Raw genomic sequence first — 26,602 nt, 5'->3', positions numbered from 1 at the left:
AGCTCGTCCTCGTCCGCGACACCGCCTGCTGATCACCCACCAGCCGAACCGCCAGGCCAGCACGCCCGCATCTCAATTTCCCCCGAGGTCGTAAGCCAGACCCTCATCGGTGACGCCCTGGATGCGGGCATGGACGGCCTTGACGCGCTCGCAGGCGGACCGGGCGCTGTCGGCCGTGCCGTACGTCGTGGTGGCGAGGAAGGTGCTGGTGCGCTGGAGCCGCCCCCAGGGGTCTCCCCTGAACCCGGAGTGCGCGGCCACCGCGGCCATGGCCTGCGGCTGGAGCGACTGCAGGAGCAGCGCGGACAGTCCCCCGACGAACATCGCACTGTCCCCGTGAACTCGGCGTACCGGGCTGTCCTGCGGGAACCAGCGGGGGCCGGGAGTGTGGTGGATCGCGTCCCTGTTCCGGGGGCCGTCCGGACCGGCGACGCGCTCGAACAGCAGCTCGCCGGCGCGCTTGCGCAACACGTCGAGCGCACTCGGGAGAACGGCCATCGAAGCTCCTCGCGGCTCTGCCGGCCTGCTCGCGCGGTCGGCTGGGGCTGCCGGCCGGGCGGATACGGCCGTGACGTGACCGGCAGCCGTCATCTCATGGTCCTCACGGCAGGCGGTGCCCGCCACTCGTCGGGGCGAGGTGGCCTGCGTCCGATGATCCCTCACGGGGAAGGAGGACAGTCGTGCCCGGCGCGGGCACGGAACAAGATGTGATCCCGGGAGCCTCAGTGATCAAGGTCGAACGAGTCATGCACTCGAGCCGAACGCGCGACGAGATCGTGGCCTACATGGCCGACTTCTCCCACGCCGAGCAGTGGGACCCCGGCACCATCAGCTGCCGACAGGTCGACGCCGGCGATCCGGTGGCGGTGGCGGTGGGAACGGAGTGGCTGAACGTGTCCTCGTTCCGCGGACGCCGCACCGAGCTCCGCTACGAACTGACGCGGATGGACGACGACCGGCTCACCTTCGTCGGGCGTAACAGGACGGCGACGTCGACGGACGACCTCCACTTCGAGCCGCAGCCCGGCGGCACCCGGATCACCTACCGCGCGCACGTCGAGTTCCACGGGGTGGCTCGACTGGCGACCCCCGTCCTGAAGCGGGAGTTCGAGCGGCTGGGGGACGAGGTGGCCCAACGGCTCCCGGCCGCACTCCAACAGGCCCTCGGCCCCGCAGAGTCCGGGCAGCAACAGTCGTGACCCGGCACCGTACAAACTCGCTCATCGCCCCGAACGGGAATCCACACCCACGTCGCCGCGGCTCAGTGCACCCGGCCCCGCGGCTTCACCGTCCCCGGGGGCAGAGCCGGAGCGGCCAGGCGCCCGCCGTCGTAGCCCCGCACCTCACCGAAGCGGGAACCCTCCGTCCAGTCCAGGCGGGCCGCCTCGATCTCCCCGTGGGACCGTCCTACGAAGTTCCACCACATGACGATCTCCTCCCCGAACGGCTCGCCGCCCAGCAGCATCAGTCCGGCGTCGGAGGCCGCGCGGAGTGGTAGCTCGGTGCGACCGCAGCCGAGGTAGAGCATCGATCCCGGGAGGACCGGCACTCCGTCCACCTCCGCCTCACCCGACATCGACAGCACCGCGTACTCGAAATCGGGATCCAGCGGCAACCGGGCTTCGGCGCCGGCGTCCAGCGAGATGTCGGCTCCGACGATCGGGGTGTAGGCGGTGCCCGGCGATGCCGTCCCGTCGAGCTCACCCAGGATCACGGTCGCGGTGAGCCCCGTGGCCGCGACGGTGGGCAGGTCGGTGTGGTGCTGGAAGTAGGGCTCGACGTGGCGGTGCGCGTCGGGGAGGGCCACCCAGAGCTGGGCACCGTGCAGGAACCTGGCGTGGGGCTTCGGGCTCTCCTCGGAGTGACTGATCGCCCTGCCCGAGGTCATCAGTCCCAGCTCGCGCGGACGGATCGTTCTCAGACTTCCCAGGCTGTCACGGTGCAGCACCTCTCCCTCGTGCAGCCAGCTGACCGTCTGCAGCCCCATGTGGGGATGCGGAGGCACCTGCATGCCGGGCTCGTCGGCGATGTCGTCAGGGCCGTAGTGGTCCACGAAGACCCAGGCCCCGACCATACGGCGGCCGAGGTTGGGCAGCAGTCTGCGCACCTGGGTGGACTCCCCGAGCTGGACGCGGCGCGGAGTGAGGAGTTCACGCACGGGCTCGGCCACGACGAAGCCCCGTCCCCCGCAGACGGAGAGGGGTGCCTGACGATCCAGATTGCTCATGGCGCACAACCTATGGCCGCGAAGGCCCGGGGTGTCGGCCCCACGCCGAAAATTTAGTGGAATGTTAAACTATGCCCGCGTGTTGAGCACGACTTACCGCACAGGCACGAGGAGGAGCAGTGGACGAGACCTACTACGAGTTCGGCACACCGGCCGAGCGCTGGGACCGTGCGCAGATGTTCTTCGAAGCGAAGGAGTACCTGACAGCGGCCCGGATCCTCGGCGGGCTGGTCGGGGAGGCGCCCGAGCAGGTTGCGCCCCGCCTGCTGCTGGCGCGCGCCTACTACCACTCCGCGCGGCTCACCAAGGCCGAGGCCGAACTGCGCGAGGTGCTGAAGCGCGACCCCGTCGAGGACTACGCCCTACTGATGCTCGGGCGCACGCTCGAGCGCCAGGGCCGGCCGGCCGAAGCGGCGCCGCACCTGCGGATGGCCCGGGCGATGTCCGGAGACTTCGATCTCGAGCCGCCCGGCCCCGGAATGACGGCCGTGGGCTGACACCCGGCCTGACGGACACCGGCCGACAACGGTCGGGTCGTGGGCCCAAGCGGTCCGCGGGGCCCACGCCGGACCGGTCGCGAGGCCGGATGCGGGGCAGGAGGAGCCGACCACCTCCGGGGGGGGACGTGGTTCGCAGCCGGAAGGTGCGCGAGCCCCGTTCCTCAGCCTCGCTCCGGCCCCGCGCCGGACACGCGGTCCAGCCACTCCGACATCAGAGCCGTCTCGGCTGTACTGAGACCTGAGTCCTGCGAATGCCGCAACAGCGCGCCGAGCCTGGCCGCCACGGAGGGGACCTCCGCGTCCACCGGCTCGGCCGCCCAGGCGTCCGGCGTGAAGACGGCCGCGTGCACGGCGTCCCGCACGCGAACCGAAGTAGCCGCGTCCGGGAAGGCCGCGGGGCGGGCCACCAGCATCAGCGCAACTCCAGTGGTGGCAGACATGATCATCTGAGCCGCCGCCTCGGGAGCGATACGCAGTTTCCCCTGTTCCGCGGCGCGCTCCAGATCCCGGGTCAGGATGCGATGGGACTCGATCGCGGAGGCAGGGGGCGTCCGCATCGCCGGCGAGTTCATCAGGCGGTACAGGTTGGGGTTGCGCCGGGCGAAGTCGATATGACCGTCCCAGCCGTTGCGCAGATCCTCGATGGGGTCTCCCGTGTCCCCGCGCTCCCGCTTGGTCGCCAGGTACGCGTCGAATCCGTGGTCGACGACGGCTGAGAGGAGCCCCGCCTTGTCCCCGAAGTACCTGTAGAGGGCGGGGGCCCCGACCTGCGCCCCCTCGCACACGGCCCGCGTGGAGATGTCCCCGTCCGAGGACTCCGCGACCAGCCGGGCCGCGACTTCGAGGATGCGTGCTCGTGTACTCACCGGAAGGACGCTATCAAGCGTCAGACGATGCCGCCGTTGGCCCTCAGGACTTGGCCGTTGACCCAGCGGGCTGGGCCCGCGAGGAAGGAGACGACTTCCGCGATGTCCTCCGGCACGCCGAGCCGCTCGAGCGGCGGCTGCGCGGCCGCCCTTGTGATCGTCTTCTCGTCCTTGCCGTCCAGGAAGAGGGAGGTGGCGGTGGGCCCGGGGGCGACCGCGTTGACGGTGATGTCCCGGCCTCGCAGTTCGCGGGCGAGTATCAGCGTTATCGCCTCCACCGCCCCCTTGGACGCGGCGTAGCCGCTGTAGCCCGGGAGGGCCAGCCCCAGCACGGAGCTCGAGAAGTTGATGACCGCTCCGCCTGCGCGCAGCCGCCGCGCGGCCTGCTGGCCGACGACGAAGGTGCCGCGGATGTTGGTGCGGTGCATCTGATCGAGGACCTCCAGATCGAAGTCGGCCAAGGGGGCGAGGGACATGACGCCTGCCGCGTGCACGACGACGTCCACTCCCCCGAACGCTTCCTCGGCGGCATCGAAGAGCGCGGCCACGGCCACCTCGTCGGCGACGTCCGCCCGGCGGGTGATTGCCTGACCGCCCGAGGCAACCACCGCCTCGACCGCCGCCTTCGCCTCCGTCTCGTTCCCGGCGTAGTTGATGACGACCGCGAAACCGTCCGCCGCCAGCCGCTCGGCACTCTCACGGCCGATGCCCCGCGACCCACCGGTGATGAGAGCGACCCTGCGGGCGGAGCCGGAGTTCTGCTCGGTCATGACGTGCTCCTCGGCAGAGAGTGAATGGCGCCGAAGCGGCGACCCTGACGCCACCGGTCAAGCGAAACCCGGCGCCGAAAACAACGCTAACACTTTTACGGTAGCAACGCTACGCCTCCTTCGGGTGCAGGCCCCTAGCCGCGCGCGCGGGGACGAAATAGAGGTGCGCGCGGCGATCAGGCGGTGATACCCAGGCCCGATGGACGCCCTCATGACCCCCCGGCTCGCGCTGTACCCCCTGGATGCCGCAGAGGCCGCAGACATAGCAGCGAGCAGACCCGACGGCCCGTCAGCGGCGCACTGGGCGCCGGGGTACCCCGACGACGGCGACCGGCGGGCGGCAGGCCGGTTCCTGCGGACCTGCGCCGACGTCGGCGACCCCAGGCCGTTCGGCGCGTTCGAGATACGCAGGCGCACCGACGGTCTCGCTATCGGCGGGGCGGGTTTCCACGGCGCTCCGGATCCGGACGGGCAGCTCACGGTCGGTTATGGTCTGATCGCTTCGGCACGGGGACTCGGTTACGGGGCCGAGGCGCTCGGTTCACTGCTGATGTTCGTACGGTCGCGAGGGGTGCTGTCCGTGAAGGGCGACGCCGATCTCGACAACGTCGCCTCCCACCGCGTCATGACATCTGCCGGCATGCGGCTGGTCGCGGTGGACGACCGGTTGAGGCACTACCGCGTCGACTGGCGTGACACCCCGGCCCCACCCTCGGTCTGAAGAACGTGCGGACCCCTGGGCCTTGAGGGACGGTCCCTGGAGCACCGGCCGCCGACCGGCGAAGGTCCTCTGACACGACGGAACCCGCCGGTGAGTCCGGCGGGTTCCGTGGACCGTTCCGTGGGCCGTGAAGGTCAGTTCACGGCTCCCACCGAGCGCGTGGCCGTCGGCGCGGAAGCGGCCGCCGAGCCGGTGCGCGGCAGAAGGAGTCGTTCCGTGAGCAGACCGAAGACCAGGCCGAACACGATCCAGAGCGTCGCCTGGACAGCGAGCGTGGACAGCCTGAACTCCCAGAGCAGCGTGGCCGGGAAGTCGGCACCCACCTCGTTGAACGACGGCAGGAAGGCGTAGGCCAGCCCGATCAGCACGACGTAGCCCCCGGCCGCGGTGATCGTCGCGTTCCACTTGCCGAGCCGCTGCGCGAGCCTTTTGCCCGTGATGACGGCGGCGACGGCCAGCAGCACGCTGAGTGCGACCATCAGGAAGAACAGGCCGGTGCGCTGCCCGATGGTGTCGGGGTTGCCGACGGCCGGCGGGTTCGCCGGGTACTTGAGGAACGGCACCACGTACGCCGCCAGCAGCGCCGCGCCCGCGACCAGCGCGGCGGTGGCTCTGGGGCCGAAGGCGCCGATGCGGCCGAGCGCGTAACAGAAGACGAGGGCGGCGATACCGCCGGCCGCCACACCGAACACCAGGACACCGGTGGCGAGTCCACCGGTGGCCTGCATGGTGCGGCTGACGAGTTCCTCGCCTCCGTGCTCGTGGATATGGGCGTGGGCCTCCTCCAGCGCGATGGCGGCGTCCACCCGCGACTCCCCGAGGAAGTAGGCCACGGCCAGGGCGAGCACGCCGGCCACGAGGCCGGCCAGCATGCCGCGGATGAGCAGAGCTCGGACCGATACGGAGTTCATGAGTCGCTCTCCTGCTTCCCCGCCCCTCAGTGGCAGGGGAAGCCGAGCAGGTGACGGCCGTCGTGCACCCATTCGTGCACGCCCTCACCCGAGATGAGCGCCGTGGCCCCCTGCTCCGCACCGACGAAGTAGAGGAGCACGAGCATCAGGATTCCGAAGAAGACGGCCCACGGCGCGATGGCCTTGAGCGATATGGGTGCGATGACCGGCGCGACGGTGGTGGGGGCGGCAGAATGTGCCATGGCAGAACCTCCTGTGGGAACACGCGTCCCTGTCGTGGTGCCGTAGACGAGGTGCCGGGTCTGACTTCCCGCAGCGGGGCGGGTACACAGTGGCGCGACCGTGCCGGATTCTCACCGGGCTTCCGTCACACCTTCGTCTTGGTTGCCGAGACCATACCGCCTGCCGTTCGGCCACCGCCATGGCGCATGAGTGGCTTGCCGGTCCGCCGGACGGCTGTGTTCGCATGGGGCGGGCCACGGAAGGGGGACGATATTCGAGGAGTGGAGTCGGAGAATGACGGTACGGGTGATGTTGATCTCACCTGCGGTCAACGCCGCATTGCGCGAGGCCCGGTTCGAGGGTGACGCCCCTTTGGACGAGGCGACGGCACGCGGGGCCGCGGCCGTCGCGGCCGTCGGACGGGTGCCCGGCGCGGACCGGCACCTGCGCGGACCGTCCGAGCGGTGCGGCCGGACCGCGGAGGCGCTCGGGCTGGAAGCCCTCGTCGAACCGCTCCTCGCCGACTGGGACATGGGGCGCTGGCGCGGCCAACGGCTCGCGGACGTCGGCGCGGTCGAGCCGGACGCCGTGTCCGCCTGGCTGACCGACCCCTCTGCGGCTCCCCACGGCGGCGAGTCCCTGCTGGATCTGGTCGCCAGGGCAGGCAGGGCCCTGGAGTCCCTGGAGAGTCCTGCCGGACGGCTGCTGGCCGTGGTAGAGCCGGCGGTCGTGCGGGCTGTTCTCGTCCGGGCCCTGAAGCTTCCGGTGGAGGCCTTCTGGCGGCTCGACGTCGCTCCCCTGAGCCTCACGGAGCTCAGCGGCCGCTCGGGACGGTGGAACCTGAGGTGCGGCCGGCCGCTGAACTGACGCAGGTGTTCCGTGGCACGCCGTCTCAGATGGGCGCCGCAACGTATCCCTCCGCCGGAAGCACGATCGCGGTGACCGCGAGTCCCTCGGCCACCAGCCAGTTCCCCTCGTACGACTCGGGCATCCCGGGAGCCGTGCGCAGCAGTTCCGCGGTGAACGTGCCCTCGGTGGCGGTGCCCTGGCCGCGGTGGAAGGTGATGTCGGCCTCGGTGAAGTCGAGTTCGACGCGGGTGAGCGGGAACCAGGTCTTGAACACGCTCTCCTTGGCGCTGAAGAGCAGCCGGTCCCAATGGACTCCCGCGCCGTCGGTGCCCGCGGGCGTCCGTGCGCGTTCCGAGGCCAGCGAGACGTACTCCCAGACGTCGGACGGGAGCGGTTCGTTCGGTTCCGCGTCGATGCCGATCGCCCGGGCCAGCGAGGTCCGGGCCAGCACGGCGGCGCGGTAGCCGTCGCAGTGCGTCATGCTGCCGATCACTCCGTCGGGCCACAGCGGTACACCGCGGTGACCGGTAAGCACCGGCGCCGGCGGCAGCCCGAGTGCGGCCATCGCCCGCCGCGCGCAGACGCGGACGGCCGCGAACTCGTGCTTGCGGCGGTCCACACTCCGGGCCACGAGCCGCGCCTCCTCGGGGTACAGACTCCCGGGCGGCGCCTCCGTCACGTCCGTGTCCGCGCAGGCGACATAGGAGGGAAGCAGGCGTTCGATCACGAGCCCTGTCCGTCCGCGACGGGGGAGCGCTCACCGTCGTAGGGGAGGATCTGCCGCAGGAGGCCGAGCGGATGGCCCCGCTCGCGCCACTCCCTGGGGTAGCCGATCGAGACCTCCTCGAACCGGACACCGTCGTACCAGGTCGTCCGGGGGATGTGGAGGTGGCCGTACACGACGGCTGCGACGTTGAAACGGCGGTGCCAGTCGGCGGTGAGTTCCGTGCCGCACCACTGGGCGAACTCCGGGTACCACATGACCGAGGTCGGTTCGCGCAGCAGCGGCCAGTGTCCGGCGATGACGAGCGGCACGGACGGGTCGTGCGCCGCCAGCCGCTCCTCGGTGAATGCCACCCGGGCCCGGCACCAGTCGTCCCTGGCCGGGTAGGGGTCGGGATGGAGGAGGTATTCGTCGGTGCAGACGACACCGGCCTCGTGCGCCCGGGCCAGGGACTCCTCCTTGGTCGACGTCCCGGGGGCCCTGAAGGTGTAGTCGTACAGGGTGAACACGGGCGCCACGGCAACGGGACCGTCCGCCCCCTGCCAGTGCGGGTACGGGTCCTCCGGGGTGGTCACCCCCAGCTCCCCGCAGACCCGTACGAGGTGTTCGTACCGCGCTCGGCCCCGCAGGCGCACAGGGTCCTTGTCCACGGTCCACAGTTCGTGGTTACCGGGCGTCCACACCACATGGGCGAAGCGCCGCGTCAGGAGTTCCAGCGCGTTCTCGACCTCTTCTGCCTGCTCCGCCACGTCCCCCGCGACGATCAGCCAGTCCGCGTCGGAGGTGGGCAGCAACCGGTCGGCGATCGGGCGGTTGTCCGCGATGCCGACATGGAGGTCGCTGACGGCGAGGAGCCGTCCCTCCCCCTTCGGCGTCGGGGGGACGTCGCTGAGTGGACTCATTGTTCGAATTTACCGCTTCGGTGGATCTCCCCCGCACCGCCTCGCTCGACGTGCTCTCCCTCGGTGCGGCCGCAGAGGGCCGTCGTCGGCGCGCTCCGGCTCCAGACGCGCACGTCGGCGCCGTTCGGCGGAGCGAAGGAACTGGTGGCCCGTGTACGCCTCACAGCGACCGACGCGGATCTGACGATCGGTACCGGGCAGGAGGCCGCAGGCCCCGCACCCGGCCTCCTGCTGGCCGTCTCGGGCCGCCGGGTGGCACCGGCCGATCTCACCGGGGCCGGCGTGACGGCGCTGGCCGAACACACCTGACGACCCGTCATGACACCCCCTGCAGGTCCGCCGGTACAGGGGCGACCAGCCGGGGACGGAGTGCGGGCCCGCTCAGCCGCGCTGAACGGCCGCCGACGTCCCCGAATCGGATTCCAGGGCGGCCAGCAGCCAGTCGTGTGCGGTGCCGGGTGTCGGCTCGGGCCGGTCGGCGTGTGTGCTGACGAGCTCGGCCGTCAGCTCCCAGTACCGGTCGATGCGCGGGTCCGCCGCGAGCCGCCCGGCGAGCGCGCGGCGGAAACCCGGGGTGTCGGCGACGTTGCCCGCTCGCGCGTAGGCGTCCACGAACCCTTCCAGTGCCTCCCCCGCTCGCCTTCGCCGGGCTGTACGCCATGGTGACCGCCCCCTGCGACGGCGACGCGCCCACTCAGCCCCACGCGCACCGATCGGCGGGCGCCCGCGAGTCGGCCGTGCTGTACGCGGGCCTTGCGGAGGCGTACGACCTGGCGGCCGTGCAGATGCGCCGGGGCAGCGGGCCGCACTTCCTCGGGGGGCTGCGGGACAGCCGCGTCGAGGAATGCGCTGACGGACCGCTTCGGCATCCGCGGTGGCAGCCACGCACGCCAGAACCTCGCCAGAGGGCCGGTGTCCGGGGGCGCGGTCACGGCTCCGACCAGGAGCAGCCGGCCAGGGCGTTCGGACGGCGGGCTCTCCTGTACGGCGCGGAGGGCGGCCTCTCTCCAGCGCAGAGTCGCCAGTTGTGAACCGAGTTCGGCCAACTGACCGGCGACGGCGTCCTCCAGAGCCCCGCCGGTCCGTCCGGCGTCGTCCTCGTCGAGGACGCGGCGCACCGTGGAGACCGGCAGGTCCAGGGTGCGCAGGGAGCGGATCATCCGCAGCCGCTCCAAGGCGTCGGGGCCGTAGCGGCGGTGCCCGCCGGGGCTGCGGGACGCCTCGGGCAGGAGACCGCGGTCGGAGTAGAAGCGGACCGTCTTGACGCTGACCCCCGCGCGCCCGGCGAGCTCGCCGATGCCGCACAGACCGTCCCACGACGAGAACACTTGAACCTCCCTCCGGGGGAGTTCCTACGGTACCGGCGAGAAGGGCCGGCCGGAGGTCGTGCCGGTCCGCGGACTACGGCGTACCGAGGAGAGATCATGACCGTGTTCATCCTGGTGTCAGGCATGTTCACCGGACCCCACGTGTGGCACGACACGGCGGCGCGGCTTACCGCTGCGGGTTCTGACGTCCGTACGGTGCCGCTCACCGGGCTCGGCGGCCCCTGCGCCACGCCGGGTGCGGTCATCGACCTGGAGTCGCACATCGCGGATGTGGTCGCGGTTGTCGACTCCGTGCTGCGGGGGCCGCACGCGGAGATCGTCCTGGTCGGCCACGACTACGGCATCCATCCGGTGCTGGGCGCCGCGGATCGTCGCGCGGAGTCGATCGCCCGGATCGTCTACCTGGACTCCGGTCTTCCTCAGCACGGTGTCCCCGCCCTGGCCGCCGTCGCCGACCGGCAACTGCGCGAGGAGGTGATGCGGCGGGCGGCCGGGAGCGGGGGCACGGCGGCCGAACCCCCTCCCCCGGCACGTGAGGAGTGGCGGCTCTGGGGCAGTGTCGCCGGCGTCCCGGACGCGGCGCTGGACCAGCTCACCGAGCTGGCCCGGCCTCAGCCCCTGGGTACGCTGCTCCAGCCGCTGAGCCTGACCGGGGCGGCCGCCTCGGTCCCCTTGGCCGGAGTGCTCTGCACCGCCAACGGGGCGGGGATCGCACTGGTTCAGACCCGGGTGGATCTCGGGGAGCCCTCGCTCCAGGCCTGGGCCGGTCCCCGGGTGACGTTCTTCGAACTGCCCACCGGGCACTGGCCGATGCTGTCCAGCCCGGACGAGCTCGCACGGACGGTCCTGCGGGCCGCGGCCGGCGAGGGGCACCGGCTCACCCCCATGGACGCCGCCGGGCCTCCGGCGCATCTGCGCCCCTTCCTGCTGGACGTGCCCGCGGCACCCGTCGAGCGGGTCGCCCACGTCGATCTGCACCTGCCCGCCGGGGCCGGCCCCCGCCGGCCCCCGCCGGCCCCCGCCCCGCGCTACTGATCGTGCACGGGGGCCCGGTCCCGGCGGGGGCCCGCCCGACCCCCAGGGAGTGGCCGGGCATGACGGGGTACGCACGTTACGCCGCCGCGGAGGGGGTGGTGGGCGTGACGGTCGACCACCGCCTGCACGACGTGACGGACTACGAACGGGCCGCGGCCGACGTCGCGGCAGCGGTCGAGCTGGTCCGGTCGGATCCTCGGGTGGAGGCGGACCGGATCGCCCTCTGGTTCTTCTCGGGCAGCGGTCTCATCAGCGCCGAGTGGCTGGCGGCGCCGCCGCCGTGGCTGCGTTGCCTGGCGGCGAACTACCCGGTCATGGCACCGCTGCCCAACTGGGGCCGCATCGGGAGCGGGTTCCACCCGGCGGACGCGGTTGCCCGCTCCGGTGACCTGCCCGTCGTGCTGGTGCGCGCCGGACTGGAGAGCGCCGAGATCGCCGTCACCGTGGAGGAGTTCCTGGGCGCGGCGGCCGAGCACGGGGCGAACGTCGAGGTGGTGGACGTACCGGAGGGCCACCACGGCCTCGAGGCGGTCGATCGCACCGACGCGTCACGCGAGACCGTGCACAGGGTGATGCGTGCCGTGCTTGGACACCTGACAGCCTGATCCACCCGCTCGGGGCGGTACCCGGACCGGCGCCCATGCGGAGGGCTGCCCGGGGCAGCACCCCCGTTCACGTGCCCCGGGGCGCCCGGAAGGTTTTGCGGTAGTCCCGGGGCGACGAGCCGGTGACCCGCTTGAAGGCCGTGCTGAGCGCGCTCTCGGAGCCGTAGCCGACCGTCCGGGCGATGGTGGCGATCGTGACGGTGTCCTCGCGAAGGTGCCGGGAGGCGAGTTCGACGCGCCACCGCGTGAGGTAGTCGAGCGGCCCACAGCCGACCACGTCCTTGAAGCGTGCGGCCAGAGTGGACCTGGACACCGCGCCCGCCCCTGCGAGCTCGGCCACGGTCCAGCGGTGCTCGGGCCGCCGGTGCATGGAGGTCAGGGCGGCTGCCACCGCGGGGTCCGTGAGGCCGGGACGGGATCACCGCCAACGCCCTCAACCCGGGGTGGATCAGCACCAAGCTCCAGCGCCACCTCGACGACGACACCATGCGCGCGCTGGGCGCCATCGACGAGAAGGGCGGCATCATCCCGCAGCCCTACTACAAGGAGCCGGCCCAGGGAGCCTCGACGTCCGTACTGCTCGCCGCCTCTCCCCTTCTGAACGGCGTCAGGACGATACTTCGAGGACAACCAGGAGGCGCGGCTCGTGGACGGCCCCGAGGAGAGCCCGGGCGGCGTCGCGGTCCACGCACTGGATCCGCAGGCGGCAGACCGCCTCTGGGACTACGCGTCCGAGACCGTCGCCGCGGCGCGCAGGTAGCGGAACGCGCGGCGCCCGGCCGGTCCGGACGCGCTCCCCACCGGAGCCCGCGCTGTGTGGACGCCGTCGGCTGGATGACCCGCCGCTTTTTGCGGGCACACGGGTCACACGATGAGGGGCTCTCCGTGGCGGCTGCTGGCTTCGGGGCCCCGAACGTGATCGGGTTGACAACCCGTCAGCCTTACGGGAACCAAGCCGAGGGACACGGATGACGAACCGACAGCACCCCCCGCAGCCGGACGCCGTCGTCGTCGGCGCCGGTCTCGCGGGACTGGCCTGCGCGCTCGACCTCAGCGGCGCGGGTCTCCGCGTCGAGCTTCTGGAGGCGTCCGACGGCGTGGGCGGCCGGATGCGTACGGACCGCAAGGACGGCTTCCTGCTGGACCGCGGTTTCCAGGTCTTCAACACCTCCTACCCACAGGTGAAACGGCGCGTCGACCTGCGCGCACTGCGCCTGCGGCCGTTCACCCCCGGTCTCGTCGCACGGACCCCGTCGGGGCGGGTGCGCCTCACCGACCCCACCCGGCGGCCCGGGGACGCGGCGGAGTTGCTGCCCGGTCGCGTCCTGTCGGCCCGGGACCTGGCCGCGCTGGCCTCACTCACCGCGCGTGACGTGCTGCTCCCGGCGAAGCGCCTGGGCCGGGCGACCGACCGCACCGCCGCGGAAGCCCTCGTCCGCGCCGGCCTCTCCCCGCGTGCGATCGACGAACTGATGCGGCCGTTCCTGTCAGGGGTGTTCCTGGAGGAAGGGCTGGAGACCTCGGCGCGCTTCCTGCACCTGGTCCTGCGCAGCATGGCGCGAGGCACGCTCTGCCTTCCCGCCCGGGGCATCGGGGCCGTACCGGCCCAGCTCGCCTCCCGTCTTCCGGACGGCGTCCTGCGACTCGGCTCGCCCGTCACCGGCATCACGGACTCCGGGGTGCTGCTCGCGGACGGACGCGAACAGGACGCCGCCTGCGTGGTCGTGGCCACGGATTCCGCCTCGGCCGCGCGCCTGCTGCCCGGCCTGCCCGTCCCCGGCAGCAGGACGGTGACGACGTACTACCACGCGGCCGAGCGGTCCCCGCTGCGCGAGCCGACCCTGGTGGTGGACTGCGGGTCGGCCATCCTGAACAGCTGTGTGCTCACCGAGGTCGTACCCGGTTACGCTCCCCCCGGCACCGCGCTGGTGTCCACGTCCGTACTGGGTGCGGGGCCTCCCGGCGGAGAGCAGACGGTCCGGGCCCGGCTGGCAGAGCTGTACGACACGGACACGAGTGCCTGGGACCCGGTCGCCTCGTACACCGTGGAGGGGGCGCTCCCCGCCATGCTGCCGCCCTGGCCGCTGAGCCGTACGACGCGTTTCGTGCCGGGGCGTTACGTCTGCGGGGACCACCGGGCGACCGGATCCGTGCAGGGGGCGCTCGCATCGGGCAGCAGGGCGGCGCGTGAGGTGATGGCCGACCGCGCGGCCACCAGGCCGTGACCGCGCGCCTGCGGGGTCACGGCCGGGTCAGGGCGCGGTCCGGACGGTGGGCCCGGTGAGCCCTTCGGCGGCCGGAGGTCACCGGGTGGACGACGCCGTGGTCGTCGGCGGCGGCGCGGCGGGACTCTGCCTGGCGGACCGGCTCACCGGGGCCGGTATCGGCGTGACCCTGGTCGAGGCGCCCGAGGGACCGCTGCGCCCGGCGGAGCGCACGTGGTGTTACTGGGAGGCCGGCTCCGGTGCGTTCGAGGAGGTGGTCGTCGCCTCGTGGCCCCGTCTGCGGGTGCGCGGACCGGACGGCCGCGTGGTCGAGTCGGATCCCGCCCCCCTGCGCTACCGGATGGTCCGCTCGGGAGCGTACGAGCAACTGGTCCACGCACGGCTGCGGGCCTCCCCCGGCGCCCGCGTCCTGCGCGCCACGGCCCACGACGTGCGAGAGGCACCGTACGGCGCGGAGGTGCGCTGCACGGCAGCCGACGGGCGGGCGCTGACCCTGCGTGGCAGAAATGTCTTCGACTCACGGCCCCTGCACTCCGCACCGCCGCACCGCACCCTGCTGCTGCAGCACTTCCGCGGCTGGTTCGTGCGCACCTCCGCTCCCGCGTTCGATCCGGGTGTGGCCGACCTCATGGACTTCCGGGTCCCCCAGCCGCGTCACGGCCTCGCGTTCGGCTACGTCCTGCCGCTCGCAGCGGACCGGGCGCTGGTGGAGTACACGGAGTTCTCCCGACGGCCGCTGACGACGGCGGCGTACGAACAGGCCCTGCGGCACTACACCGGCGAGGTGCTCCGACTCGGCGCTCTGACGGTGGAGTCGGCCGAGCAGGGCGTCATCCCCATGACCGACGCGCGCTTTCCGGGCAGGACGGGCCCCGCGGTCTTCCGCATCGGAGCGGCAGGAGGGGCCACCCGGCCGGCCACCGGCTACACCTTCGCCGCCGTGCAGCGGCAGAGCGGGGCCATCGCCACCGCGCTGCGCCGCGACCGGCCGTTCGTGCTGCCGGCGCCCCACCGCCGCAGGGCCCTCGCCATGGACGCCGTCCTGCTCCGCGCCCTGGACACGGGGCGTGTCGACGGCCCGCGCTTCTTCACCGACCTCTTCCACCGCGTCCCGATGGAGCGGATGCTGCGCTTCCTCGACGGCGGGAGCACGCCGTGGGAGGAGTTCGGCATCGGACTGCGCACGCCCGTGGGGCCGATGCTCCGTACGGCGGCCGAACTCCCCTTCCTCGCCCGCCGGACCGCCGGCCGATCCGAAGAGAGACCCCGATGACCCTGCTGCGTGACCGCGACCTCGCCCTCGCCTTCGATCACGCGTCGCACACCTACGACCGGCTCACCGGGCTGAACCCGGGCTACCGCTCCGGTCTCCTCCGCTCGGCGCACCGCCTCCGTCTGCAGCGCGGCGGCATGGGACTGCGGGTGCTCGATGCCGGGTGCGGAACGGGCGCTTCGACGCGGGCGCTCCTGCGGGCCGCCCCGTACGCCAGGATCACCGCGATCGACGCGTCGGCGGGCATGCTGGAGCGGGCCCGTTCGAAACGGTGGCCGCCGAACGTCCGCTTCCTGCACCGGTCCGCCGAGGGACTCTCGGCCACGGAGGACGACGGGACGTACGACGCGGTCTTCGCCGCTTTCCTCTTCCGCAACGTCACCGAGCCCGGGACGGTCCTCGAAGCCGTGCGCGCCCTGCTGCGGCCCGGGGGGCGGTTGCTGGCCCACGAGTACAGCCTCAGCGGATCACCCGCGCACCGGGCCCTGTGGAACGCGGTCTGCCGGGGAGTCATCCTCCCCGCGGGCACAGTGACCGGCGACCGGGACCTGTACCGCCATCTGTGGTGCAGCGTCCTCGCGTTCGACACGGCTCCCGACTTCGCGGCCCGGATCTCCCGCGCCGGGTTCCGCTTCGTGCGGGTCCTTCCCGTCACCGGCTGGCAGACCGGCATCGTGCACACCTTCGTGGCCCGCAGGGGCGTGGAGCCGGGAAGGGCGGAGACGTCATGAGCGGGCGCGGGAGCCGCCCCGGGGCGGCCCGGCACGGGCGCGACCGCCGGGCGGAGGTCGTCCTGCCGGCCCCCGGCCGTGCGCGTTTCACCGGCGAGGCGCCTTCCACCGCGGTGATCGGTGGTGGCATCGCCGGACTCGCGGCGGCGACGGCGCTCGCGGAGCGCGGTGTCCGCGTGACCCTGTACGAGCGGGAGGCTGCGCTCGGCGGCCGGCTCGCCGGTTGGCCCGTGCGCCTCGCCGACGGGTCCGGGGTGACCATGAGCCGCGGTTTCCACGCCTTCTTCCGCCAGTACTACAACTTGCGCGGTCTGCTGCGCCGTACCGATCCGGGGCTGGAGGCACTCACACCGCTCCCGGACTATCCGCTGCGGCACCGCAGCGGCATGACGGACGGTTTCGCACGGGTGCCGAGGACCCCGCCCTGGAGCGCCCTCGGATTCGTCGCGCTCAGCCCGACGTTCGGCTGGCGGGATCTGGCCGCGATGCACCCCCGTGCGGCTCTGCCGCTGCTCGACGTGCGGGTCCCCGAGGTGTACGAGCGGTTCGACGGGATCAGCGCCTCGGACTTCCTGCACCGGATCAACTTCCCCGAAGCCGCGCACCACCTGGCCTTCGAGGTGTTCTCCCGGAGCTTCTTCGCCGATCCGCGCGAGTTGTCCGCCGCGGAACTGCTGGTGATGTTCCACATCTACTTCCTGGGCTCGTCGGAGGGCCTCCTCTTCGACGTGCCGCGCGAGCCCTTCCCCCAGGCGCTCTGGGAGCCGCTGGGCGGCTATCTGCGCGGGCTCGGTAGCGAGGTGCGCACCGGCACCCCGGTCCGCCGCGTGCGTCCGGCCGGGGGCGGGGACTTCACGGTCGAGACCGACGGTCCGGCTGTCCGCCACCAGGCGGTGGTCCTCGCGCTGGACACCGGCGGGCTGCGCCATGTCGTCGGTGCGTCCCAGGAGTTGGGTGACGCGGGATGGCGCGCGGACGTCGCCGCGCTGCGCACCGCGCCTCCGTTCCTCGTCTCACGTCTGTGGCTGGACCGGCCCGTGCGGGGGGACCGCGCCGGGTTCCTGGGCACCAGTGGGTACGACGGCCTCGACAACGTCAGCGTCCTCGACCGCTGGGAGGGTGAGTCGGCACGCTGGGCGGCGCGGACGGGCGGTTCCGTGGTCGAACTCCATGCCTACGCCGTCGACGAACGAGCCGAACGCAAGGAGGTCCAGCGGCGGATCCTCGACCGCCTCCACGAGGTCTACCCCGAGACGGCGGATGCCCGGATCGTCGACGCACGGCACGAATGGCGTGCGGACTGCCCGGTCTTCTCCGTCGGGGGCTACCCCCGGCGACCGGCCGTGCGGACGCCGCATCCACGGCTCGTGCTGGCGGGGGATCTCGTCCGCACCGGCCTCCCCGTCGCACTGATGGAGCGCGCGGCGACATCGGGCTTCCTTGCCGCCAACGAACTGCTCGCCGGGTGGGGCGTCCGCGGGCAGGTGCTGTGGACGGTCCCCCGCGCCGGGCGTTCCAGGGCGCTCCGCGCGTTGGCCGGCGCGGCCTCACGTCGCTGAGGCCTCGCGCGGGCGAGACCTCAGCCGGGAAAGCGCCCGGATCTGCGCAGCGACCAGCGGCGCTCGGCGTACGCCAGGTCGTCGCGCCAGAGCCGGGCGGCCGTCCGTCGCATGAGCGGACGCAGGACCGGGGCCGCGGCACGGGCCACGGCGAAGCCCCGCCGGTCCGATGCCGCGACGATCGCCTCGACCACGACCGTCCTCGGCCGGGCGGCGCCCGGCGCGGTGAGGGGCGTGGCATGGGTCTCCACCACCGAGCCCACCCCCTCACCGTCCGTGATGTGCATGACGACGGTGCGCGGTTCGGGCGCGGTGAAGACGGCGCGGACGGGCACCGCCAGCCGACCGGCGACCTTGAACGAGACGTCGACGGCGAATCCGTCGTCACCGCCGTCCTCCGGGGTGCGGACGACTTTCAGCCCCACGAAGGCGTACGGATGGAACCACGAGCCGTGCCAGGGGTCGAGCCGGTTGGCGACGACGTCCTGGGGCTCGCAGCGGCCCACCGCGGTGAAGACGGCGTCCACGGCGCTCCCCGCGTGGGGCCGCACCGGCACGACCGGGCGCTCCAGCGGTGGTTCACCCCCTTCGGCGTCCAGCCTCACCCACACCAGCACCCCGTCGTCGTGCACGGGATAGGGCTGCCAGCCGGCGAACGGCCCGCCGTCCAGGGCCAGGCCGTGCCAGTGGCACAGAAGCGTCCCGCAGGCCACACGGCTGTCGCGCAGCGGGGCCCCCAGGTGGGGGCACTCACCGGGGCCGGCGCGCAGTGCGCCGTCCTCGGCCCGCCACAGGACGATCTCCCTGCCGGCGACGGTCCGGCCGTAGGGGCGGTCCCGGGCACACGTCTCCCGGGAGGCGCCGACGACGTACCAGTTGCCCGAGGGACGCGCTGCCGCCCGGCCGAGCGCTTCGGCGATCAGCGCCGGCTTCGCCTCGCGCCAGGTCGGAACCTGCCGCTCCCAGCGGGGGGAGCGCCTCAGCCGAAGGGGCGGGGTCCATGCGGACCCTTCACGCGGTCCGTTCATCGGGGGGCGCCCTCCGTCCCGGCCACCGCGCCCGGCACCGGCATCGGTGGGCGCGTCCGCGCGCGTGCCCTCAGAATGCCGGCGAGTCCCGCCGCCGCGACGACCGCCCGCCGCCGCCGGGGTACCGCGGCACGCCGGTGGAGCACGGCATAGCCGTCGGCGGCGATCGCGTCCAGGATCCCCCCGTACAGCGTGAACGCCGTGCGGATGCAGGGCCGCACCCGCGGTTCCAGCATGGCGATGCCGGGCTCCGCCTCCCGGTACACGTTACGGATCATGGCGTCGGCCTCGACGAGCGCCGCGCGGACGCGCGGGTCGTGGCGCCCGGTGCTCCGGCTCCACCGCAGGAGGGCCTGGTCCACGCCGTGCGAGGCGAGCATGTCCTTCGGCAGATAGACACGGCCCCGGTCGAGGTCCTCCCCCACGTCCCGCAGGAAGTTCGTCAGCTGGAAGGCCACGCCGAGGGCCGCCGCGTGCGGGGCCGCCTCCTCACGGTCCACGACCGTCCCTAGCACCGGAAGCATCTGCAGCCCGATCACCGCGGCCGAACCGTGCATGTATGCGCGCAGGTCCGCGTACGTCGGATAGTCCGTCACGCTCAGATCACTGCGCATGGACACGAGGAAGTCCGCGAACAGCCCGTGGTCGATGGCGTAGCGCGCGGCGGTGTCCGCCACTGCCCTCACCACGGGTTCGTCGCCACCCCCGGTGCGCAGCCCGTGTGCCAGATCGTCCTCGAGCAGTCTCAGCAGCCGGTCCCGCTCCTCGGGAGGCTCCTGGCGGTCCAGATCGTCCACGATGTCGTCGGCCCACCGGGCGAAGCCGTACAGGGCGTGCACGGCGCAGCGGCGTTCCACCGGCAGGAGCCGGGTGGCCAGGAAGTACGTCCGGCCGTGCCGGGCGTTGAGAGCGCGGCACCGGCCGTACGCCGCCCGCAGGGCCGGCCCGGTGATCCCGGCGGCGTCCAGTTCACGTCGGTTCATCGGCGCTGCCCTTCTGTGACGGGTCGACGGCGCGTGCGGGCCCCACCGCGGAGGCCTGTGACGCGGGCCGCTGCGAGCTTGCCGCTCACGAGGACGGTCGGTACGCCGACCCCGGGTGTCGTCCCGCACCCGGCGAGCACGACGTTCTCGTAGCCGCGTACGAGGTTGCGGGGCCGGAAGGGGCCGGTCTGCGCGAACGTGTGGGACACGGAGAACGGAGTGCCCGCGGCGTGTCCCTGGGCCGTCCAGTCCACCGGCGTCACCAGCAGTTCCCGGTCCATGGACGCTTCGAAACCGTGGAGTCCTCTGCGCTCCAGTTCGGCCAGGAGGCTGTCGCGGTAGCGGGGCCCCAGTCCACGCCAGGTGTCCGCCGACGGGCCGGTCGTGGTGTTGGGGCAGGGGGCGAGGACGTAATGCAGATGCTTGCCCTCGGGGGCGAGGGACGGGTCGTGCGTGGTCGGCCGGGTGATGAGCAGGGACGGGTCGCTCATGAGCCGCCCTGTGCGGGTCAGTTCGTCGAAGGTGCCCTCCCAGGCGGCGCCGAAGGAGATGGTGTGGTGCGCCAGTTCAGGCCAGGTGCGGTCCGTGCCTGCGTGCAGGACCACCGCGGAGGGCGAATGGCGCAGCCGTACCGGGCGGCGCGGTGCCCGGCCGAGGAGGCGGTGGACGACGGGCAGGTCCGGCGTCAGGACCACCGCGTCACAGCCGATGCGTTCGCCCGAAGCCAGGTGCACGGCCTTCACTCGGTCCGCCGAACGCTCGAGCCGGGTGACCTCGGCGGACCAGTGGAAGCGCCCGCCGGCGTCGGCGGCCGCGTCCGCCATGGCCCGGGGCAGGGCGTGCATGCCGCCCTTCGGGAACCAGACGCCGGCGACGGTGTCCATATAAGCGATCACTGCGTACGCGGCGAGGGCGCGCGCGGGCGCCACTCCCGCGTACAACGCCTGGAACGAGAACACCCGGCGCAGGCGGGGGTCGGAGAGGAATCGGCCGATCTGCGGATCCAGCCTGCCGAAGCCGCCGAGGGCGGCGAGCCGCGCCAGGTCCGGATGCAGGAGTTGGAAGGGCGAGTCGAAGTTGGTGTCGATGAAGCGGCGCATCTGCACGCGGTGGAGACTCTCCAGCCAGCTGCGCAGACGACGGTATCCGGCGGCCTCCGCGGGGCCCGCGAACCGCCGCACCTCGGACTCCATGGCCTCGCCGTCGGTGTGGACGTCCACCTGGCTGCCGTCCGCGAAGCGGGCCCGGTAGGCGGGATGCAGCGGAATGAGCTCGACCCGCCGGTGGAGGCTGTCACCGACGGCGGCAAAGGCCTCGTCTGCGAGGTGCGGCATGGTCAGCACCGTCGGTCCGGTGTCCACCCGGTAGCCGCCGAGTTCGAGCCGTCCCGCGCGGCCGCCGGGCCCGGCGTCGCGTTCGACCACGGTCACCCGGCGGCCCGCGCCGAGGAGGTGCAGCGCGGCGGCGAGTCCGGACAGGCCCGCGCCGACCACCACCACATGGTCCGTGGGACCGCACAGAGCCCTCACGCGCCCTCCTCGTCTCGGACCTCTTGGGTCCCTTGGACCTCTCGGACGGACGCGGCACCCACGGCTCCGGCCACCAGTGACGCGAACTCGAGCCGGGCGGACTCGTCGGCCCCGCCGTCCGAGAAGTGCCGAAGGCTCGATGCCGCGAGATCCGCGATCTCGTCCTCGACCGCCGCCCGCGCACCCGTGCGTTCGAGGGCCTCGCGCATCCTGGCGGCCGGGTCGGCGGACGACGCGCCATCGGGGCCGAGCGCGTGCAGCGCCTCCGTGTCCCCCGACTCCGCTGCACGGCGGAGACCGACGGCGAGCAGGTAGGTGGGTTTACGCCCCCGCAGGTCCTCGTCCGCGGGCTTCCCCGTCACGGCCGGGTCACCGAAGGCGCCCAGCAGGTCGTCGCGGAGCTGGAAGGCGACACCCGCACAGCGTCCGGCGGACCGCAGGGCTTCCATGGTGCGGCGGTCTGCGCCCGCCAGGGACGCGCCGAGGGCCAGCGGCCGTTCGACGGTGTAGAGCGCGCTCTTCAGCGTCGCGATGGTCAGGGCCTGGCCCGGGTCGCACGACCCGGTCGCCTGAGCCCGCATGTCGAGGTACTGCCCGGCCACCATCTCGCCGCGTATGGCCCTCCACTCCCGCTGCAGCTGCCCGCCGTACACCGTGACGAGCGCCGTCTCGGCGAGCAGGTCGTCGGCCCACACCAGTGCCAGGTCCCCGGCCAGCACGGCGGCGGTGGCCGAGAAGGACGCGGCGCAACCGCCCATGCGGGCCGCCCGGTGGATGCGGGCGAAGTCCTCGTGCACGGCCGGTGCGCCTCTGCGTACCGGCGATCCGTCCATGACGTCGTCGTGCATGAGGGCGCAGCCCTGGAGCAGTTCCAGGGCCGCCGCGACGCGCAAGGGCGTCGCCGGGTCGCCGGTTCCCCCGGCTGCCAGCCATCCGCACCACACGAATGCCGTCCGCAGCCGCTTGCCGCCGTCCAGGACGAACCCGGCGACACGGGCCGCGACCTCCTCGGCGAACACCGCGTCCAGCAGCCTGGCCTCCCGGAGCCTGGCGTCCAGATACTCCTCGAGGACGGTCCCGACGGCCCGGGTCGCCTCGCCGGCCGTGTACGGGGGTCTGCCGGGGCCGGTGCCTGGGGCGTTGCCTGTCGGCATCGCACGTGGACCGAGCATGGGGCACCCCTTTCGCCCGGTGCCCACTTCCGCGTCCACCGGCGCTTCCGGCCGCGGGGATCCCGGTCACGACTATGCCTGCCCTGCGGACGGCTCGGTCGGTGCGGAGTTCACCCGCATGGCGGAGGAAGGGGGAGGGCCGGGGTCTGTGGCGGGAGCCGGCAGTCGATCGCGCGCCCGAGGACGTCGCAGGGGCTCGGCGGCTCCCCGTGGGGACTCTCGCCTCACTGCCGTGGGACGGCACGCACGGGGTGTTTGCTCATGATGGAGACGCGGTTGAAGGCGTTCATGGTGACGGCGGCCCAGATCACGGCCGATGTCTCGTCGTCCGACAGGACCGCGCGTGCGCCGGCGTAGGCGTCTTCCTGCAAGGCCGCGTCGGCCGGTTTCGTGGTCGCCTCCGCGAGGGCGAGGGCGGCTCGCTCCTGTGCGGTGAACACCTCGGTGTCGCGCCATGCGGCCAGTACCCCGAGGCGCTGCGTCGTCTCGCCCGCGCGCAGAGCGGCCCGGGTGTGGACGTCCAGGCAGTAGGCGCAGCCGTTGATCTGGGAAACCCGCAGGTTGACCAGTTCGATCAGCGCGCGGCCCAGTCCCGCGTCCGCGGCGACGGCACGTACTGCTTCGGCCGTCGCTACGAGGGCCTGGTAGGCCTTGGGACTCTGCTTGTCGATGTAGACCCGCCCGGCGGCGCGGGCCGCCTCCGTACCGTTCACTCCGGACTCCTCACCGGGACGCACCCCGTCCCTCGCATCCGCCGCACACCCGAGTGGGGCGACGGCTTATTATCAAGCATGATTGTTGAACATGTAATCATCTTGGTCACCAGGGGGGTCACCCGATGAGCGGCGTCGGCACGGATCACTCCGGACCGGGAGCGGACAATGGTGGCCGAGTCGCGCCGGCCGGCGGCGTCCGCGTCGAGGTGCTCCCGGCGCGCGACGTCCCACTCGGCGGCCCACGGGCGATGACGGTACGCCGCACGCTGCCGCAGAGGGCCCGCACACTCATCGGCGCCTGGTGCTTCATCGACCACTTCGGCCCGGACGACGTCGCCGAGACCGGCGGGATGGACGTGGCCCCCCACCCGCACATCGGCCTGCAGACGGTGAGCTGGCTGTTCAGCGGAGAGATCGAGCACCGCGACAGCCTGGGCAGCCACGCCTTCGTGCGCCCCGGTGAGCTGAACCTCATGACCGGTGGTCACGGAATCAGTCACACCGAGGTCTCCACCCCGAGCACCGCGGCCCTGCACGGCGTCCAACTGTGGGTCGCCCTCCCCGGCGAACACCGGCACACCGGCCGCGACTTCCGCAGCCACACCCCGAGCCCCGTCCATCTCGACGGAGCTGTGGTCCGGGTGTTCCTCGGCTCTCTCGCCGGGGCCGCCTCACCCGTGCCCGCCTTCACACCGCTGCTCGGCGCCGAGATCGTCCTGGAACCGCACGCGACCACGACGCTGGACGTGGACCCCGCCTTCGAGCACGGCCTGCTGGTCGACCAGGGGGACATCCGGGTCGCGGGCACCGTGCTGCACCCCTCCGAGCTGGGATACCTCTCCCCTGGGGACACCACCGTGACCCTCGTCAACGAGACGGACGCCGCCGCCCGGACGGCGCCTCACCCTCGCCGCCCTTGCGCCGGACCGTGACCGTGGGCGGCAGGACGTCGACCGTCGTCACGTCGACCCGCAGGGTCAACGGACCGGACGGGACGGGCCGTTCGGCGACGGCCTGGCGCAGCGGGCCGATTCTCGCCACCGCGCGCACCGTACGGCCGTCCGTCTCGACCTGGTAGTGGTGCGCCTCGTCGAGCCGAACCGCGATTCCGCCGACGCCCCCCTCTCCCGCATCGGTCCGCGCCCGGGCCACGCAGTCCGGGTCACGCTGACGGCGTCCCACGAACAGGCCACCGGGCATGTCGAGGGCGTCGGCGCGGGCGTGCAGCACCAGGTGTCCCCGCCGGTCGCAGAGACGGACCGCCGCAGGGTCGAGCCGCCGGGGTGAGACCCAGCACGGGGCGAGTTGCGGGGAGTCGAAGTCGTCGCGGTACGGCTCGGGGGGCCAGGGGTGCGGGGGAAGTGCCGGAGCCTCTGCACGGAGTTCGAGCGGTCCCGGCAGCGGCCATTCGTCCTCCCACCGCACCGGGACGAGGAACGTCTCGCGGCCCAGACCGTGGAAGCCGGGCGTGTCACCGCGAGGGCGCGTACCGAGCAGCACCATCCACCAGGAGCCGTCGTGCGCCTCCACCAGGTCGCCGTGCCCGGTGTTCCGCACCGGGCGGTTCGTGCTGCGGTGCGACAGCACGGGGTTGGAGGGGTGCGGTTCGAACGGCCCCAGCAAGGTACGCGCCCGCGCGATCGACACGGCGTGACCGCGCTCGGTCCCGCCCTCCGACAGCAGCAGATACCACCAGTCGCCGATCCTGTACAGGTGCGGCCCCTCGGGGTACTGGAGGCCGCTGCCGGACCACATCTCCGAGGGCTCGCCCAGCAGTTCACCTGTCTCCGGGTCGATTCGCACCCGGCGGATCCCGTCGTGGGAGAACACGCACCAGCAGTGCCCCTCGTCGTCCCAGGCCAGGTCGGGGTCGATGCCGGGTATCGCGACCGGCACGGGCTCCGACCACGGGCCCGCCGGGTCCTCGGCGGTCGCCAGCACCGTGCCCGCACCGGCCACGACGGTCGTGATCATCCAGAACAGCCCGCCGTGGTGGCGCAGGGTGGGGGCGTAGACCCCGCACGAGGAAGGGGTGTCGTCGGGCAGGGGCCGGTCCAGAGCGTGTCCCACCAGCCGCCAGTGCACGAGATCACGGCTGTGCCACAGGGGCACCCCGGGCACGTACTCGAAACTGGAAGTCGCCACGTAGTAGTCCTCGCCGACGCGGCAGATGCTCGGGTCCGGGCTGAAGCCGGGGATCACGGGATTGTCGAAGAGCGCCATGGCCCCCTCGGGGTCGGTCTGCTGGGCACGCCGACAGCACCCCCACGCCGCCCGTTCCGTGCCGACGCGGCGCGGGCGCGTGGTGACCCGCTGAAGGGAACGCAGGAGTGGCCCGGGGCGACCCGGTGAGCCAGGGAGTGATCCTTCGACCGTGATCGTTGAAGCGCTTCGACGATGGCACTCGAGCTATGAGGTGTCAACAGTGGTGCGGACGACTGCGGAGCGGGAGCCGCACGGGCCGGTCGGCGGGCGATCCCGGCGGAGCGACTGTGGGTCAATCCGGACTGCGGTCTCAAGACATGGGGCTGGCCGGAGACCAGGGCTTCGCTGGAGAGCCTGGTCGCGGCGGCCCGCACCTTGAGGGACGAGCGCTCCGCGTCCTGAGCCGCCCGGCGGCACCGGCCGGGGCGGTCCCGAAGGATCCCGGCCGGTGCCCTCGTGGGCCGCGTCCCCATCAGCGAGGTGGTTCAGCGGGCGAGGCAACAGTCCCCGCACGTCGAACCGGCCGGAGTCCGGTAGTAGAGGCAGCAGCTGCGCCGTCGGAAGGCCAGGTCCGGCCCGGTGACCGAGCCCGTGCCCACGAGCCGCCCCGTGCCGAGCAGTCGGGTGACCAGACGGGTGAGCGGTCCCCTGGTCTCCGGACGGGCGGCCAGCAGCACACCGGCCGAACCCATCAGTGCGGATGCGGCGTTGCCGTCCAGCAGGCGTGGCGCGATTCTGACGGCCAGACCGGCCTCCAGCCGTCCCAGATGGCCCATGACCTGGGCGCCGACGGTGTGTTCACGGTCCGGAAGGCGGTCGGCGTACCACCCGGCGGGTGCCGGAAGTCCGAGTGCCGAACCGGCGTCCTCACTGCGCAGGGTGTCCAGGTCCGGCACGATGCCGTGGAGCAGGGTGCAGGCGACCACGGGTGACCAGAGGCGTGCGGCGTGGCCGAGTTGGGCGATGGACACGCCGACGCGCAGATCCGTGCGGTACCGGTCGGCGACGGCCGTGGACAGGTCGGCGAAGCCGCGGGCGTAGGACCGCCGGACAGGATGCCAGCCTCTCTCGGGCACGTCCGTGCGTAGCGCGAAGAAGCCCCCGAGCGTCGCCACGTCGGCCAGAGCGGCCGCCACGGCGTCGCCCGGCGCCCGTGCTGCGTCGGGCGGGCCCGATGTGACCCGCTCAGGTGGTCGCACGGCGCCGAGGGGGCACGAACGCGTGCAGGTCGAGGATCCCCGGCCGGGTCGCCACGCCCGGGCCGCCCGCGCGCACCCATGCGGCTATGTCCTCGGTCGCGTCCGGATCGTTGACCAGTCCCAGCCAGACCGGACGGAACCACGCAGGGGCAGGTGGCCGGGGACCCGCCGGTGGAGGTGCGCGGTTCCCCTGCGCGTCCGGCGGGCCTCCCGGACACACAGTCCTTCTGCCCCACGCGTGCGCGGCCCGCGCGCCGGTCACCGCATTTTCACGCAAGCCGCACATGACTGCGGGGCGGCCCCGGACCTCTTGGTCCGGGGC

Annotated in this window: 24 protein-coding genes and 6 pseudogenes; 13 read left to right on the top strand and 17 right to left on the bottom strand. The window is 72.7% G+C overall.

Annotated features, from left to right (window positions below):
* Positions 1–90: 90 nt before the first annotated feature.
* A pseudogene (locus ACFU5K_RS25720) lies at positions 91–498 on the bottom strand (oxygenase MpaB family protein); the annotation flags it as partial.
* A gap of 182 nt (positions 499–680) precedes the next feature.
* On the opposite strand from ACFU5K_RS25720, the gene ACFU5K_RS25715 reads away from it, so the two are divergent.
* Positions 681–1,199, top strand: a complete 519-nt coding sequence (locus ACFU5K_RS25715) for an SRPBCC family protein (protein ID WP_384065728.1) — start codon at positions 681–683, stop codon at positions 1,197–1,199.
* Between the two features lie 62 nt (positions 1,200–1,261).
* On the opposite strand, the gene ACFU5K_RS25710 is transcribed toward ACFU5K_RS25715, so the two are convergent.
* Positions 1,262–2,227 carry a pirin family protein gene (locus ACFU5K_RS25710; protein WP_384065726.1) on the bottom strand — a complete coding sequence of 322 codons (966 nt, stop codon included), beginning with the start codon at positions 2,225–2,227 and terminating at the stop codon, positions 1,262–1,264.
* A gap of 119 nt (positions 2,228–2,346) precedes the next feature.
* On the opposite strand from ACFU5K_RS25710, the gene ACFU5K_RS25705 reads away from it, so the two are divergent.
* Positions 2,347–2,724, top strand: a complete 378-nt coding sequence (locus tag ACFU5K_RS25705; RefSeq protein ID WP_384065724.1) for a tetratricopeptide repeat protein — start codon at positions 2,347–2,349, stop codon at positions 2,722–2,724.
* A gap of 164 nt (positions 2,725–2,888) precedes the next feature.
* Here the strand turns inward: ACFU5K_RS25705 and ACFU5K_RS25700 are convergent, their stop codons facing one another.
* On the bottom strand, positions 2,889–3,593 hold the full coding sequence (locus tag ACFU5K_RS25700; protein WP_384065722.1) for a TetR/AcrR family transcriptional regulator: 705 nt from the start codon (positions 3,591–3,593) through the stop codon (positions 2,889–2,891).
* A 20-nt stretch (positions 3,594–3,613) separates the two neighbouring features.
* Complete coding sequence (locus tag ACFU5K_RS25695) at positions 3,614–4,363, bottom strand: SDR family oxidoreductase (RefSeq protein WP_384065720.1); 750 nt, start codon at positions 4,361–4,363, stop codon at positions 3,614–3,616.
* Between the two features lie 199 nt (positions 4,364–4,562).
* Here ACFU5K_RS25695 and ACFU5K_RS25690 point away from each other — a divergent pair, with 199 nt between their 5' ends.
* Positions 4,563–5,084 (top strand): GNAT family N-acetyltransferase, encoded by a 522-nt coding sequence (locus tag ACFU5K_RS25690; protein WP_384065718.1) that lies wholly within the window; start codon positions 4,563–4,565, stop codon positions 5,082–5,084.
* A 134-nt stretch (positions 5,085–5,218) separates the two neighbouring features.
* Here ACFU5K_RS25690 and ACFU5K_RS25685 read toward each other — a convergent pair whose 3' ends face one another.
* Together ACFU5K_RS25685 and ACFU5K_RS25680 are read right to left on the bottom strand one after the other, a co-directional pair.
* Positions 5,219–5,995, bottom strand: coding sequence for a CbtA family protein (locus ACFU5K_RS25685; RefSeq protein ID WP_384065716.1), 777 nt, complete (start codon positions 5,993–5,995; stop codon positions 5,219–5,221).
* Between the two features lie 26 nt (positions 5,996–6,021).
* Positions 6,022–6,237 (bottom strand): CbtB-domain containing protein, encoded by a 216-nt coding sequence (locus tag ACFU5K_RS25680; protein ID WP_327111892.1) that lies wholly within the window; start codon positions 6,235–6,237, stop codon positions 6,022–6,024.
* Between the two features lie 274 nt (positions 6,238–6,511).
* On the opposite strand from ACFU5K_RS25680, the gene ACFU5K_RS25675 reads away from it, so the two are divergent.
* Positions 6,512–7,084, top strand: coding sequence for a histidine phosphatase family protein (locus tag ACFU5K_RS25675; RefSeq protein WP_384065713.1), 573 nt, complete (start codon positions 6,512–6,514; stop codon positions 7,082–7,084).
* A gap of 25 nt (positions 7,085–7,109) precedes the next feature.
* On the opposite strand, the gene ACFU5K_RS25670 is transcribed toward ACFU5K_RS25675, so the two are convergent.
* Positions 7,110–7,793, bottom strand: coding sequence for a 4'-phosphopantetheinyl transferase (locus ACFU5K_RS25670; RefSeq protein WP_384065711.1), 684 nt, complete (start codon positions 7,791–7,793; stop codon positions 7,110–7,112).
* Positions 7,790–8,692, bottom strand: coding sequence for a metallophosphoesterase family protein (locus tag ACFU5K_RS25665; RefSeq protein WP_384065709.1), 903 nt, complete (start codon positions 8,690–8,692; stop codon positions 7,790–7,792). Before ACFU5K_RS25665 ends, ACFU5K_RS25670 begins: the two co-directional genes overlap by 4 nt.
* A 69-nt stretch (positions 8,693–8,761) precedes the next feature.
* On the opposite strand from ACFU5K_RS25665, the pseudogene ACFU5K_RS25660 reads away from it, so the two are divergent.
* Positions 8,762–9,001 (top strand): annotated as a pseudogene (locus ACFU5K_RS25660) (hypothetical protein); the annotation flags it as partial.
* A 194-nt stretch (positions 9,002–9,195) separates the two neighbouring features.
* Here ACFU5K_RS25660 and ACFU5K_RS25655 read toward each other — a convergent pair.
* Complete coding sequence (locus ACFU5K_RS25655; protein ID WP_384065707.1) at positions 9,196–10,020, bottom strand: MerR family transcriptional regulator; 825 nt, start codon at positions 10,018–10,020, stop codon at positions 9,196–9,198.
* A gap of 96 nt (positions 10,021–10,116) precedes the next feature.
* Here ACFU5K_RS25655 and ACFU5K_RS25650 point away from each other — a divergent pair.
* Positions 10,117–11,660, top strand: a pseudogene (locus ACFU5K_RS25650) (alpha/beta fold hydrolase).
* A 67-nt stretch (positions 11,661–11,727) separates the two neighbouring features.
* Here ACFU5K_RS25650 and ACFU5K_RS25645 read toward each other — a convergent pair.
* Positions 11,728–12,051: a helix-turn-helix domain-containing protein gene (locus tag ACFU5K_RS25645; protein ID WP_384065705.1), complete on the bottom strand. Its 324-nt coding sequence runs from the start codon at positions 12,049–12,051 to the stop codon at positions 11,728–11,730.
* A 20-nt stretch (positions 12,052–12,071) separates the two neighbouring features.
* On the opposite strand from ACFU5K_RS25645, the pseudogene ACFU5K_RS25640 reads away from it, so the two are divergent.
* The 5 genes and pseudogenes from ACFU5K_RS25640 to ACFU5K_RS25620 form a co-directional block, all read left to right on the top strand.
* Positions 12,072–12,420, top strand: a pseudogene (locus ACFU5K_RS25640) (oxidoreductase); the annotation flags it as partial.
* A 208-nt stretch (positions 12,421–12,628) separates the two neighbouring features.
* Complete coding sequence (locus ACFU5K_RS25635; RefSeq protein ID WP_384065703.1) at positions 12,629–13,885, top strand: NAD(P)/FAD-dependent oxidoreductase; 1,257 nt, start codon at positions 12,629–12,631, stop codon at positions 13,883–13,885.
* 55 nt (positions 13,886–13,940) lie between these two features.
* Positions 13,941–15,158: a lycopene cyclase family protein gene (locus ACFU5K_RS25630; protein WP_384065701.1), complete on the top strand. Its 1,218-nt coding sequence runs from the start codon at positions 13,941–13,943 to the stop codon at positions 15,156–15,158.
* Complete coding sequence (locus ACFU5K_RS25625; protein ID WP_384065699.1) at positions 15,155–15,889, top strand: methyltransferase domain-containing protein; 735 nt, start codon at positions 15,155–15,157, stop codon at positions 15,887–15,889. The genes ACFU5K_RS25630 and ACFU5K_RS25625 overlap by 4 nt, the downstream gene beginning before the upstream one ends.
* Entirely contained in the window at positions 15,886–17,448 is a 1,563-nt protein-coding gene (locus ACFU5K_RS25620) for an FAD-dependent oxidoreductase (protein WP_384065697.1), read from the top strand. Before ACFU5K_RS25625 ends, ACFU5K_RS25620 begins: the two co-directional genes overlap by 4 nt.
* Positions 17,449–17,468: 20 nt before the next feature.
* Here ACFU5K_RS25620 and ACFU5K_RS25615 read toward each other — a convergent pair whose 3' ends face one another.
* The 5 genes from ACFU5K_RS25615 to ACFU5K_RS25595 all read right to left on the bottom strand — a co-directional run bounded on the left by ACFU5K_RS25615 (position 17,469) and on the right by ACFU5K_RS25595 (position 22,873).
* Positions 17,469–18,476 (bottom strand): DUF5914 domain-containing protein, encoded by a 1,008-nt coding sequence (locus tag ACFU5K_RS25615; RefSeq protein ID WP_384065695.1) that lies wholly within the window; start codon positions 18,474–18,476, stop codon positions 17,469–17,471.
* Positions 18,473–19,459 carry a phytoene/squalene synthase family protein gene (locus tag ACFU5K_RS25610; protein ID WP_384065693.1) on the bottom strand — a complete coding sequence of 329 codons (987 nt, stop codon included), beginning with the start codon at positions 19,457–19,459 and terminating at the stop codon, positions 18,473–18,475. The genes ACFU5K_RS25615 and ACFU5K_RS25610 overlap by 4 nt, the downstream gene beginning before the upstream one ends.
* A complete protein-coding gene (gene crtI / locus ACFU5K_RS25605) occupies positions 19,456–20,988 on the bottom strand; it encodes a phytoene desaturase family protein (protein ID WP_384065691.1) in 1,533 nt (510 codons plus the stop codon). The genes ACFU5K_RS25610 and crtI overlap by 4 nt, the downstream gene beginning before the upstream one ends.
* Entirely contained in the window at positions 20,985–22,160 is a 1,176-nt protein-coding gene (locus ACFU5K_RS25600) for a polyprenyl synthetase family protein (protein ID WP_384065689.1), read from the bottom strand. Before ACFU5K_RS25600 ends, crtI begins: the two co-directional genes overlap by 4 nt.
* 224 nt (positions 22,161–22,384) lie before the next feature.
* Positions 22,385–22,873, bottom strand: a complete 489-nt coding sequence (locus tag ACFU5K_RS25595) for a carboxymuconolactone decarboxylase family protein (protein ID WP_384065687.1) — start codon at positions 22,871–22,873, stop codon at positions 22,385–22,387.
* A 125-nt stretch (positions 22,874–22,998) separates the two neighbouring features.
* Here ACFU5K_RS25595 and ACFU5K_RS25590 point away from each other — a divergent pair.
* A pseudogene (locus ACFU5K_RS25590) lies at positions 22,999–23,769 on the top strand (pirin family protein); the annotation flags it as partial.
* Here ACFU5K_RS25590 and ACFU5K_RS25585 read toward each other — a convergent pair.
* The gene (locus ACFU5K_RS25585; RefSeq protein WP_384065685.1) at positions 23,744–25,099 is read right to left on the bottom strand and encodes a family 43 glycosylhydrolase; all 1,356 of its coding nucleotides are present in this window, start codon (positions 25,097–25,099) and stop codon (positions 23,744–23,746) included. The pseudogene ACFU5K_RS25590 and the gene ACFU5K_RS25585 sit on opposite strands and share 26 nt — an antisense overlap.
* A 240-nt stretch (positions 25,100–25,339) precedes the next feature.
* On the opposite strand from ACFU5K_RS25585, the pseudogene ACFU5K_RS25580 reads away from it, so the two are divergent.
* A pseudogene (locus ACFU5K_RS25580) lies at positions 25,340–25,483 on the top strand (hypothetical protein); the annotation flags it as partial.
* Between the two features lie 83 nt (positions 25,484–25,566).
* On the opposite strand, the gene ACFU5K_RS25575 reads toward ACFU5K_RS25580, so the two are convergent.
* Positions 25,567–26,280, bottom strand: coding sequence for a (2Fe-2S)-binding protein (locus tag ACFU5K_RS25575; protein WP_384065683.1), 714 nt, complete (start codon positions 26,278–26,280; stop codon positions 25,567–25,569).
* Between the last annotated feature and the right edge of the window lie 322 nt (positions 26,281–26,602).

Origin of the sequence: Streptomyces sp. NPDC057428, from assembly GCF_042803195.1 — a bacterium.
GTDB lineage: Bacteria > Actinomycetota > Actinomycetes > Streptomycetales > Streptomycetaceae > Streptomyces.
The sequence above is the reverse complement of the archived record's forward strand: the minus strand, read 5'-3'. Positions and strand labels throughout refer to the sequence as shown.